This is a genomic window from Mycobacterium sp. 852002-53434_SCH5985345, assembly GCF_001667155.1.
Lineage (GTDB): Bacteria > Actinomycetota > Actinomycetes > Mycobacteriales > Mycobacteriaceae > Mycobacterium.
Genome location: NZ_LZIE01000066.1, coordinates 1 through 12184, shown reverse-complemented (window position 1 = coordinate 12184; position 12184 = coordinate 1). Strand labels below are relative to the sequence as shown.

Below are 12184 nucleotides of genomic sequence, written 5' to 3'. Positions count from 1 at the left end.
CTCATGGCGCGACACCGACTGCAGCACTGGCTCAGCTTAGCGAAATGGCTTGTGGGTCAGTGTAATACGACCTTGGCAAGCCCCGATCAGGCCTTGCTGAGCTGGTGCGGGCAGTAGTATTTCGCGGAGATCATGGCGAAGTTGGAAGCCATCTCCATGTCCATGCCCGGATTGTGCATCTTGACGTCATGGACCAGTTCCAAGCCCGATTCCCCGTTGTTCAGGCACGAACACACCGCCCGGCCCGCCCCGACGGCCGCATCCGGACTTGCGAAGCCGAAGCCGGCCTGATGCAGGGCGGCGAGGAACGCCCCGTCGTCGCCGTCCGGCACGGGTGGAGGGTCGGCATATGCCGGTGCGGCCAGGCCGATCATCACCGGGACGCCCAGTAGAACCAGTAACCGCTTCATTGCTCGCCTTCCTTGCGCATAGCTGCAGGAGCTTGAATCATGTTGCCCGTTAACCTAATTGGGCATCGGCGGGCAGGACTTTGGACTTGTCGCCCTTTTTCAGGTGCACGGCGTGAATGCCGGGTTTCTTCGCCAGCTGCTCGAGCAGGGCGTCGAGGCCCTCCTGGTCGACGTTGTGGTGCTGCACGGTTTCGGGTTTCTCCGAAATCTGCGCGACCAGACGCTTCAGCTGTTCCGGCGATTGCTTGTCTTTGAGATCTTTGATGGGCTTCATCCGGTTGCGGACGCCGGCACCGACCACGGTGGGCCCCCCGGAACCGAGGGCGCTGCCCAGCATCCCCGCCATCCCCATCGAACTGAACAGGCTGCCCTCGCCCAGCGCCGCCGCGGGCACCGCCTCGGGCCCCGCCGCCGACAGGGCGGCGGCAACGGTTCGGATGGCCGGGGTGGCCGAGGCCCAGCTGGGCGGAACGCTCAACTGGCCGACCAATGTGCCGCGCGCGAAGCCCGCCGTCGGGCTGATCGCGTCGTAGAGCGTGCCCCGGCCGAAGCCCAATGCCCCCAGCCCGGCGCCGAGCGCGTCCTTCGGTAACGCGCCGTAGGCGGCGGGCGGGGCAAACTTGAGCCACTGCGACACGGGGAAGTTGATCAGCAATCCGACGTCGTTGAACTGTGTGGTCAGCCCCAACGGCACCTTGACCGCGTTGTACATGGCCGTGATCAGCGGGGTGCCGCCAGGAGTGGTGCCGAAGCCTTTCAAGAAGGTGGTGATGGTGGTGTTGTATTGGGTCGCGAGCTGCGAGAGCCATGCCAGTATCGGGTTACCCGCCGTCGCGGTCGTGGTCAGCGAGCTGGCTGCCGCGCTGACCGTTGACCCCGCATTGCCGGCGGAGGTGCCGGCACTTTGGCTTAGTGCGGCCGCCTGCATGGTTGTGCCGGCAGTGTTCGTGGTCGCGGGCGGCTCCGCGAACGGCGTAAACCTCGAGGCCGCCTCCGACGAGGTGGCGTAGCTGTCCATCGCCACTGCGTCCTGGGCCCACATCTCGCTGTACTGGGTCTCGGTGGCCGCGATTGCGGCTGTGTTCTGCCCGAACAGGTTGGTCGCCATCAGCTGCGCCAACAGGGCACGGTTCTCCGCGATCACCGGGGGCGGCACATGCGCAGCGAACGCCGCCTCGTACGCGGCTACCGCCGCGCTGGCCTGAGTGGCGGCTTCCTGGGCCTGAATCGCGGTCTCCTGCATCCAGGTCACATAGGGCGCGGCTGCCGAGGCCATGGCAACTGATGAGGGGCCCACCCATGGCCCGGTGGCCAGACTCGAAACCACCGACGAATAGGCCGACGCCGCAGACTGCAACTCCGCGGCCAGGTTCTCCCATGCGGTCGCGGCCGCCACCAACGACTCCGGTCCCGGACCGGCATACATCCGGCCCGAATTGAACTCCGGCGGAAAGGCTCCGTAAAACATCTGTGATCCCTTACCTGGTGGCTGGCGGTTGAGTGGACGGTGCTGGGTTGGCGTGCGGTGCGTTCATGGCGGTCACTCCTCGATGCACGGGATCACGATGATGGTGGCGGCGGCCGGGTCGGCCTCGGCAACGGCACCGCCCAGCGAGCTGGCCGCCGCGGCGGCACTCCCGCTCATGGGGTGGGTCGCGCTGGCGGCGACGGCCCGCCCCAGCAGGCTGGACAGACCCATTTGGCTGAAGACGCCCTCTTCGCCGGCCAGCGCAGCGGCCGGGGCGGCGGCCAGGTTGGTGGGCATCACCTGGGCGACAGTGCGGATCGTCGGCGCCGCCTCCGTCCAGCCCTGCGGTACCGACATGCTGCCGACCAGGGACGCTTTGCCCATGGACCCCGAAACCGGTCCGACGGCGGAGCTCAGCATGGGCCGCACAGCGCTGGGTCCGCTGGTCAGCGGCGCCAGTGCCCCGGAGATCGCCTTCGGGCCGGACAAATACGCCGCGGCGCTCTGACCGTTCTGGCCCCAGGCGTACGCCTGACCGAAGGACAGGAACGGGCCACCCGGGACGCTGCTCCATGACTGGGGGGAGTACGGGCCCGTCAGCACCGACCAGATGTTGTTCCAGTAGTCGAGGTTTTGCCCGATTCCGGTGGTGAGCCCAGTCCCCGTCGTAGGGTTCGTTGCCGCCACGTTGCCGGCGTTCAGCAGGGGTTGCAACGAGCTCAGCTGAGAGGCGGTGTTGGAGCTCGACTGCGCACCCGACTGCGTGACCGCGGCCGCCTGCATCGGGCCGGGCGACTCGTTGGTGGTCCGCGGCGGCTCGGCGAACGGCGTCAGTTGGGATGCGGTCGCCGATGACGCCGCGTAGCCGTACATTGCGGCGGCGTCCTGGGCCCACATCTCCATGTATTGGGCTTCGGTGGCGGCGATCGCCGGGGTGTTCTGGCCGAGGATGTTGGTGGCGATGAGCGTTGCCAGCAGCGCGCGATTGGCCGCGATCACCGGTGGCGGCACCGTGGCCGCGAACGCCGCCTCGTAGGCGCCGGCGGCCAGCTTGGCCTGGGCGCCGGCCTCCTCCGCCTGGGCACCGGTGGCATTCATCCACGCCACGTAGGGCGCGGCGGCTGCGGCCATTGCTATCGACGACGGACCCGTCCACGGCCCCGTCGCCAGCGTCTCGATGGTCGAGCCGTACGAGGCGCTTGTGGCCTGCAGCTCCGCGGCCAATTCGTCCCACGCCGCCGCAGCGGACAGCAGCGGACCCGACCCAGCACCGACGTACATCCGCCCCGAGTTGATCTCCGGCGGAAGCGCCCCGAAGTCCAACATCGACTACCTCCCGTCCCTCAAGTGGCCGCCAGGGTAGGCGCGGCTTTGCTGCCTCTGCCGCAACCGCGGCAAGGTTCTAATGAAATCCATCAGATCCGTTTTTGACGCCACGAGCTCATTCCACATACTTCAAACAACAGGCCATTCCCTCCCCGAACTGAAGTCCTCACGAAGAATGCGCGACTTGACCCGCCATCCGCCCATGAATATAAGGGGATTGTGACGGTAACGCATTTCAGCCCGCGTTCCCTCCACGTAACAAACTGTAAAAAGCAAATGTCACACCGCCATCGGCTCTTGTGAGAACTTCAGGCGCACGGCTATCCGCGTGTGATTTTGCATACATCGAGGTAACTGACGGTGTCGGCGCAGCTAGGCCGCGGTTTAGCGCGACGCGCAAACCGCCATTTTTGGCAATAAAATCCCTACGGATCGACGTTATTATCGATCGCGCTAAATTGTTTTCCGGTCAAATGCAGGACGGATTGGAAGCGCTGAATCCCTCCTATCGCCATATGGCACGACGCCAGAAGAACGCATATGGAGCATATGCGCAATGTAAGCCGTGGATTAAACCCGCAAGTTCAGAGCAAGCGTGTCAACCCGGCCGGGACGCAATTACACCCAACCGGACCCGACGGCGTTGTCGGTGCTGGCCATGTTGCTGCCGGCGGTCTAGAACGTTTGCCCGCGGAGCGTCGGCCGTTGCTGGATCACCCGGAAGCTGCGACCCAACTCCCGGCGGGCCCACAAGTGCGCGCGGTTGCGGCAGTCGCGCGCCGCCGGTACGTGGCGAACGAGGCCGACGCTCGGTCACCACCGACGCCGCCCGGACGCGCACGATGGCTCCCCGCCTGTCTACGTCGCCGAACTGATAACCAATTGCCATAGCGTTCCCCTGCTGTTCACCCACACGCAGGGTAGATGAACTAGTCTGCCGCGCCGCTGATTAGCTGCTGACAGTTTCCTGGGAGGCCCTGCTTGGCTGGTCACCGCGGGTTTCGGCCAGTCTTGAAGACTCCGCTGCGACGCCTGTGACGTTGCTGAACGTGCCCTCATCCTCAAAAACTAGTTTGTAGAAGCCCTTAGGGCCATCGTCATGCCGGCCGGGTCGGCGGATGGACTTCGTATCGCGGACCGCTGCCGCATCGGTTGCTCACCGCGGAATACCTGACACCGCCGCAGACCCTGCGGAGGGCTGATTCGACGCCAAGCCGCGGCGCCCGGCAGGAACCAGATGAGGCGAACTCGCGGCGCGACCTACGTCGTCTTGTTCTCGGCGACCGCCGCGCTGAGGCCCTCGGCCAGGTCGTCTTGGGTCAGCTCCTTGAACCGCAGAAGCTGCCGCTCGCTGAACTCGGTAACGTCGCTGGCCAGCACCGCATCCAGGTCCTCGTCGTCCAGACGGAAACTGCGGTGATCGCGGGCCTTCTCGACCACGTTGCGCACGAAACCGGCATTTCCGAGCGTATCGATGCCGCGGATCAGGTCCCCGTCTTCGGAGTAACTCTCGTCGAGATAAAACCTTGTGTACGAAGGCAATAGGGAATGCGCCGCTTCCTCGGTGATGACGTCCTCGTTCTCCTGGCCCATCAATCGGGTCAACGCGACCAGCTCGTCCGGCGTATAGCTGAAGAACTCGATCACGGTCGAAAACCGCCGCCGCAGACCCTGATTCACGTCCAGCATCTTCTCCATCGCCTTCGCGTAACCGGCACCGAAGACGACGAGCTCATCGCGATGGTTCTCCATGTACAACAGCAACGTATTGATGATCGCGTTGCCGTACGGGTCACCCTGCTGGTAGCCCTTCTCGTGCAACGTGTGCATCTCGTCGAAGAAGACCGCTCCGCCGAGAGCCTCCTCGAGCATCTCCTCGGTGTTCTTCTCCGCGTCGGCCATGTACCGGCCCAGCAGCTTGGTGCGGCTGGTTTCGACCACCACCGGCTTGCGCAGCACCGTCAAGCCGCACAACTGTTTGCTGAAGGCCCGCGCCACCGAGGTTTTGCCGGTCCCGGGCGGACCCAGCAGCAGTGTGTGGCGTGAGGTCACCGGCACGGGAAGGCCCATCTTGGCGCGGGCCAGGTTCACCTTCGTCGTCGCCTTGATGAGCTTGATTTCCCGCTTGGCGCGTTCCATGCCCAGCATCGCGTTGAGCTCGGCGTCACCCTCGGCCAGGTACCGTGCGGCCTCCTCGGCGTGGCGAGCGGCCTCCGTCTCCTCCCGGGTTGGCGCGCTGTCCGCGTCCCACGGATCCGTGCGCGCCTCAATGGTTTCCGGGTCGGTCAGGACCAGTCGATAGTTCGGGTTATCCAGCGCTTCGCGCGCCGGGCTGAACTTCGGATCCCGCGAATACACCCGGCGCAACAGCTCGACGGCCTCTTCCTCGCGGCCCAGGTGCCGCAGGCACATCCCTTGGGTGTAGAGGGCGATGTTGGCCGCTCCCGGAACGCGGTCTCCTTCAATCGCGTCCTGGCCCCGCCGGATCGCCTCCTCGAAGACGCCGAGTGATGCCAGCGCCGTCGTCGCCATCGCCGCACCGGCGGCCTTCAGTTCGGGCTGACGCCAGACCTTGCCCTCCGGGAATTGGTTGAGCACATCCGGCCACCGCCCGGTGCGGAAATACAGGATGCCCCGCGCGTAGTCGACCAGCTCCTGCTCAAATGGTTGGCGGGGCTCGACCCCGTCGAGCAGTTCCGCCGCCTCCTCGTAGCGTTTGGCCTCGGCGAGCACGGCCGCGTAAGCGCACGCCAGTGACTCGACGCTGGTGACAGCCAGCTGCAGGAACATGCCGTCGGAGACCTGGGGACGGAAGTGCAAGTCGGTGACCCCGAGCCGGCGGGTCTCCCATCCGAACGTGCGAATCGACGCCCACGCACCGGCGAGCACCTCGATGCTCCGCTCCCCCGCGAGCAACCGCGCCAGCCACGCGTCGCACATCCCAGGGTCCAGGTTGCTGGCCGTGGTGAACATCTGCGACGCCACCTGCGGGTTGTGACTGGGTTGGAGCCCGTTGACCGATATCCCCGATGCCAGCAAGCCGGCGACCATCGCATTGCGGGCGCCCTCAGCGGTCGATTGGGGCCGCGTCATTGCGCCACAGGCACGCCCGCCGGGCTCTCTCGCAGCTGACCGACCGACAGCGTGAGCTCGTCGTCGCCACGCACGGCACGGCACGGCACGACCAGCGAGGCATGTGTCGCGGGGGCTGGGAGGCTGGCGCGGACCGCGGCCAGCTGACGCCCGGTGAGGCGATTGAGGCCGGACGAAACGTTCCGGGGCAGCCGCTTCTCGGTGTGGTAGCGCACCCAGGCCGACACCTGCGGCCGGCCCGCGCGAGCGGTGAGCCGGACCGTCAGCACGGTGGCGACGGTGTCCGCCTGCCACAGCTCGTCGAGCGTGTCGGTGGTGATGTCGGCGGGCGTCACCCAGAAGCTGGTGGTGAAGCCGTTGAAGTGCTTGAGGTGGCGCCAGCCGGGCCGGCTCCAGGTGGGCTCCAGGTCGGCCAGCACCGCGCGGTCGACCTCGGTGATCTCCTCGGCGGTCAACGGCCTTGCGGCACAGGTCATTCCATCGAGATCTTGAGCCAGCCGCTCGGTGGCCGCGACCAAAGTCGAAGCCAGCGAATCGCGGACCGCCACAGCGGCGATGTTGCGTTGCGGGTTCATCCGCAACACCAGCCAGGTGCGGCGAACGTAGGAGGAGGGCTCGCCGTTCGCCACCTCCCACTCCTCGGGGCCCCAGTCGTCGAGCTTCGACAACTCGGCGGCGTTGCCACCGCGGCGCACCTTCACCGACACGATGTCGATGTTATCGAGGTGAATGTCGAACTGCCGCAACCCATCTGCCACTGCTTGCACCAGCAGGGTGGGCGGCGACGTCCGGTGCCGGTGACGCGACGAAGCGTCGTCGTCGCCCCCGTTCACCGCGATGACCGAGACCAGCTGGCCCTCGTATTCGCGCACGCCGACCTTGTCGCGTCCGAACCGACGCTGGTAATCGAGCACCGGCGTGCAGCCGGCGCCCAGCGCGGTGCCGGGATCGGCCGACCAATCCCACAGCCAGGTGGCCAATGCCGATGTCACCGTCACGCCGTGGTAGGTGATCAGCGAGAACAGGGCGATCAACGCCGCCAGCCCGACCCCCACCCAGAACGCGATGCGGTAGGTGCCCTGCCAGGACTCCGGGCAGTGGCTGGCCACCACCAAGATCGCGACGTCTACCAGGAGCACCGCGGTGACCCGCGGCCACGACAATGACAAACCGAACCTGCGCTGAGCTTTCATGACTGTTGCTGCTCCGCCCTTATTGCTGCTTCCGCGATCGCTTCATCAGCATCGCCGTTCCAAAAACGCCCCCACCGATCAGTAACGCCCCGAGCAGGCCCCCGGCGGCCACCCACACTGGCACCATATCCCGGGGTGGGGCGGGCTTCGGTATGTTCAGCGGCGCCGAAAGTTGCTGCGGCGGCTTCAACGGTCCTTCGGGTACGTCCCACGTCAGTGCCGCCACCGGGTCGACGATGCCGTGCCCAATCTGGTTATCCACGCCGCGCGCCGGCGCGCGGGCGGTTCGGGTCAGCCGGTTGATGACCTGATACGCCGACAGCTGAGGGAACTTCGCGCGAACCAGCGCGGCGACGCCGGACACGATCGCGGCCGAGAAGCTGGTGCCGGACGGAACCAGCAACGAGTTGTCCGGCCCGTCAATCGCGTTGATGACGCCGTCGTCCCGGGGGGATAGCCCGATGACGTCGGTGCCGGGCGCGGCGATGCCCACCCAGGGACCGGCCACGCTCGTCGATGCCTGACCCTGGTTGCCCTGGGTCATCGGCCGGCCATCCTCGTCGACAGCGCCCACCGTCAGGACATAGTCGCTGAACCAGGACGGCGTCACGACGGTGGTGACGGAGCTCCAGTTGCGAGGATCGTTGGGCTGCAACGGATCATGCGCCGGGTTCTGCTTGCAGTCCTTCTTGCTAGTGTCGCCGGCCGCGGCCACGATCACGGCGTTCTTGTCGACCGCCGCATAACGCACCGCGGCGCCCAGCGCGCGCTGGTCGACGATGTTGCGCGCGCTCATGCACGTCACATCGGAGATGTTGATGATCTGCGCGCCCATGTTGGCGGCGTGCACGATTGCCCGGGCCATCGTCTGGACGCCGTCGATCTTCGCGCGAGTCTGCGGATCTTCGTCGCCGGTGTAGGCGTCCTTGAGGCCGAAGGCCTGGCTCGACTGGCGGATCCCGATGATGTCCACATCCGGGGCGACACCGCTGAACGCGTCAGGACCAGCCGAGGGCGGTGCCGGAGGCGGAGGTGGCGGGCTGGGCGGCGGATCCAGCGGGCGCGGGCCGCGTGAGTTGTCGACTCCGACAACGCGGCTCCCACCGGAATAGCTCGGTATGGTCACCGTGCCGCCGCCGTGGTTGCCGGCCGGGGCCTGCCCGCCCTGCGGCGGTCCCGGCGGTGGACCTGCAGGCGCGGGCGCGGGCGCGGGCGGTGGCAGCCCGAACGGTCCCGGAGCCGGCTGTTGCTCCGTCGGCGAAGGCGGAACCATCGTCACGGTCTGCGGCAAGGGCGACAACGTCACCGTCTGCGGCGGCGGCGCTTTCGGTGGCGGTTCGGTGGTGGGGATGGTGACCGGCCGTCGCGGCGCGGCCGGTGGCACTCCAGCGCCGTTGGCCGGCGCGGCGCCGATCATCGAGGCCACGATCGTGCCGTGGGCGTCGCAGTCCGACAGCCCGTCGCCGCCCATGACGTAGTCACCGCCGGGGATCAGGCGCGGAAACCGAGGGTGGGGGCTCACACCGGTGTCGATGACGGCCACCTTGATGCCGGCGCCGCGGCCGAACTGCCATGCCTCCTGCAGGTTCAGCATGTCCATGTACTTGGGTTGCAACCGGAAATCTGTGCCGGGCAGCACGCCTACCTCGGTGCAGTATGAATTCTGCTTCATCGGCGCCGACGGGCCGGGCGGACCGTCGGGCGGCACCGCGCCGGGATCGATCGTCGGCGGCGAAATCGCATAAGCGGGCGGTAACCCGGCCAATGCTCCTGAGGCGAGCAAGATTGCGGCGAGGGCCGCCGCGGAAGCGCGCCCTCGCCACACCTTGCTACTACCGGTAGCGGATTGCTGCATAGACATTCATCAACCACAATGCCAGCGGGAAAATCGGCATCAGGCAGAGGTATTCGATCCATTCCACGAACTTGCGGAACAGCGGGCTGTAGATGGTGTTGGGCACCACGGCCGCGGACGTGAGGCCGGCCGCCGGCAGCAGGACCAGGATCGCCGCGCTGATCGACACGGCCAAGGGCGACTGCAACACGAGCGCGTACCGCGCCACCACGGCGCCCACGATGAGGACGGCCGTCACCGCCAGGGTGATCGCCTGCCAGCGGTCGACGTAGGAGCGTCCGCGCAGCATCAGGAACCCGGCGCTGAAGCCGGCGAGCAACAGCGGTAGCCAGCGTTGGCCGGTGTGCGGGTCCGACAAGGCCGCCAGCGAGACGATCATCAGGACGCCCAGCCCGACCAACAGGCCGGTCAGGAAGGAGCGGGCGCGTTCGGCCTGCACCAAGACGTCGCGGACGGATGCGGGTCCCTCGAGGACCGGGGGGCCACCGTCGGAGCGGACCACGGTGGTCGGCAGGTCCGGCCGGGCCTCGAACACCCACCGGCTGGTCGCCGACGGGAAGACCGGCAGACGAATGCCGGCCAGTCGGCGCGAAAGCGCGGGCGCGGTGTGATAGATCAGCACGCACACCAGGACGACGCTGGTCAGCAGCGTCACCGCGCTGGTCATCGCAACCATTCGCGCTAGGGCCGCGATCGCCGTGACCAGGCTGATGGTGATGAGCGCGGTGTACAGGCCCAACCGGCGGCCGGTGAAACGCAGGGCGAGCATCGCGGCGATGGTGAGCACGCCGAAGGCCAACACCGCGTGCGGGGATCCCACTCCACCGGGCGGCGCCGCCGCGGCGGCGACGGTGAGTGGCGCCAGGCCGCTCAGCAGCATGATGTCGGCGATGCGGCGGTCCTGCTGGGTGCGGGCCCGCATCAGCAGCATCAGGGAGACGCCCAGCACCACCGCGGCGATCACCGCGGAGTACGCCGTCGGCAGCCAGGAGTTGTGGTGCCAGCGGTACCAGAGCAGCAAGCCGGACGCAGCCGTAACCCCGGCCGCCACCATCGACGCACCGACCTGCACCGCAACCACCGGATCGATCGCGGCGAACCGCTTGCTCAGGTTTGCCGCGACCGCGGTGGAGATGTGCTCGATGACCTGCGAGCGATGCTCGGTGTCCTGGATGAACCGGATCCACAGCCGGTCGCCGTCGTAAACGTCCTGTTCGGTCAGGGACTGGGTGGCCCGCAACGGGCTGCCGTCCACCAGGCAGAGCGCCCACCTGCCGCGGCCCGTGGCCTCCAGCGGGGTTTCTCCGAGCTCCCTGAGTCGGCTGTTCACCACCTTCAGCAGCGGCTCGGTCATCACCGAGACGGGGGCGTTGGCGTCCAGCAGGACGCCGATCTGTACGCCCGCCCCGGCCATAACGCCGACCACGACCGCCCGAGGTTGCGAAATTCCCTCAACGTCAGGCTGAAGCGCTTCAACTACCGCAGTCATCGCCCTGAACCCCTTACCGTCGTGAATGTGTAACCCCGTGCCGCCAGCCGGGCGGGAGTCTGCGCCGGCCGGCTTTCCGGGGCGCCGAGGCCCCCGGGAAAGCGCAGCTCGACTAATCCGAATTCCATCTACCCCGCCTCGCGATTAAAACCTTGGTGACAGTGGTTTGAGATTTGCTGAATCTCTTAGAGAAGTATGCCGTGTTGGCTTCTCAACCGCATGTTGAGTGCAAAGACATTGGTGAACTTTATGTTTCGTCGAATGTCAGACCCTGCTGTGGGTTTTCCACTCGCCGTAGGGAAGGGTGTCCAGCACCGTCTTGACGCCCACCTGCACCAATTGGGGGGTCGCCGGGCAGATGGCCAGCCAGGCCTCCCCCGACCCGGCCGTCCGCGCCTGCTGGTACAGCGCGATGCGGCCGCCGGAACCGTCCTTGAGCGACAGCACCGAAGCGCTGGGGCCCTTCGCGTCGTCCCGGTACTGACGCGCGTACACCGCGACCTCGGCCGCGGGATCGGAAAGGGCCTGTCCCAGCGCGGCCACGGTGGCGGCACTGATGCCCATCCGCCGCAGGTCGCCGCCGGAAAACACGTTGAAGCCGGACTCCTGCCACGACTTGGTGGCTTCCAGCATCTCTTCCAGCGGCACGTTGACCGCATTGATCGCCGCGGGCTCGGCGTGGTGTATCGACTCCAGCGCGTCCAGCACCAGGGACGCGATCGAGGCGCTGTCCGCGATCGCCACGTCATCGACGGTGATGTCGCCGCCAACACGCACCGCGGACACCCAGTGCTGGCCGCGACGGGCCAGCACCACCCGGAACTCGTTGTCTGGGATGTCGCGCGACCCGGGTGGCTGATTCTCGTCGTCGACCACGCCGTAGAGCAGCTTGCCCCGCGACAGCAGGGCGATGACCTCGAGGTCCGGCGCGGCCAGCACCCTCATTCGAGCGGCCACATGTTCGTTCACCTGGTCGTTTTCGACGATGCCCTGCTCGCGCATCACCGCCATGCCGGGATGCTCGTTGAGCCAGTCGCTCGAGTCGGTAGAAACAAATGGCCGGCACCGCAATTCCGGGGCGACGTGCCGGATGTCCAGGAGAGCCTGGAGCATCCAGAAACCGTCGACGTTAACGGTGATGTCGGTGCGGGCGGTCTGCTGATCCATCAATACCTCAAGGGTTCAAAGTGCACGGTAACCGCAGGACGCGGCAGCACACCGACCTGTGGTGTGCTGCCGCGCCTGAAGTTGGGGTTAGGCCCAGCTGGACCCAACGGCGCTGTCGGTGCTGGCCATGTTGCTGCCGGCGCTCTGCACCTTCTGCCCGTGGGCGTTGGCCTGCTCGTAGAT

8 protein-coding genes and 1 pseudogene are annotated in these 12184 nt (G+C 66.9%); all 9 read right to left on the bottom strand.

Annotated elements, in window-relative coordinates:
• Positions 1-86: 86 nt before the first annotated feature.
• Entirely contained in the window at positions 87-410 is a 324-nt protein-coding gene (locus A5756_RS15925; RefSeq protein ID WP_066954081.1) for a DUF732 domain-containing protein, read from the bottom strand.
• A gap of 49 nt (positions 411-459) precedes the next feature.
• On the bottom strand, positions 460-1878 hold the full coding sequence (locus tag A5756_RS15920; protein ID WP_066954078.1) for a PPE family protein: 1419 nt from the start codon (positions 1876-1878) through the stop codon (positions 460-462).
• 72 nt (positions 1879-1950) lie between these two features.
• Positions 1951-3204: a PPE family protein gene (locus A5756_RS15915; RefSeq protein WP_066954075.1), complete on the bottom strand. Its 1254-nt coding sequence runs from the start codon at positions 3202-3204 to the stop codon at positions 1951-1953.
• Between the two features lie 1260 nt (positions 3205-4464).
• Entirely contained in the window at positions 4465-6297 is a 1833-nt protein-coding gene (gene eccA / locus A5756_RS15910) for a type VII secretion AAA-ATPase EccA (RefSeq protein ID WP_066954072.1), read from the bottom strand.
• Positions 6294-7490, bottom strand: a complete 1197-nt coding sequence (gene eccE / locus A5756_RS15905) for a type VII secretion protein EccE (protein WP_066954069.1) — start codon at positions 7488-7490, stop codon at positions 6294-6296. Before eccE ends, eccA begins: the two co-directional genes overlap by 4 nt.
• Positions 7491-7509: 19 nt before the next feature.
• Positions 7510-9345, bottom strand: a complete 1836-nt coding sequence (locus A5756_RS15900; protein ID WP_066954066.1) for a type VII secretion-associated serine protease mycosin — start codon at positions 9343-9345, stop codon at positions 7510-7512.
• The gene (eccD, locus tag A5756_RS15895; RefSeq protein WP_066954063.1) at positions 9323-10834 is read right to left on the bottom strand and encodes a type VII secretion integral membrane protein EccD; all 1512 of its coding nucleotides are present in this window, start codon (positions 10832-10834) and stop codon (positions 9323-9325) included. The genes A5756_RS15900 and eccD overlap by 23 nt, the downstream gene beginning before the upstream one ends.
• Positions 10835-11098: 264 nt before the next feature.
• Positions 11099-12001 carry an ESX secretion-associated protein EspG gene (locus tag A5756_RS15890; protein ID WP_055405688.1) on the bottom strand — a complete coding sequence of 301 codons (903 nt, stop codon included), beginning with the start codon at positions 11999-12001 and terminating at the stop codon, positions 11099-11101.
• Between the two features lie 87 nt (positions 12002-12088).
• Positions 12089-12184: pseudogene (locus A5756_RS15885) on the bottom strand (type VII secretion protein EsxI); the annotation flags it as partial.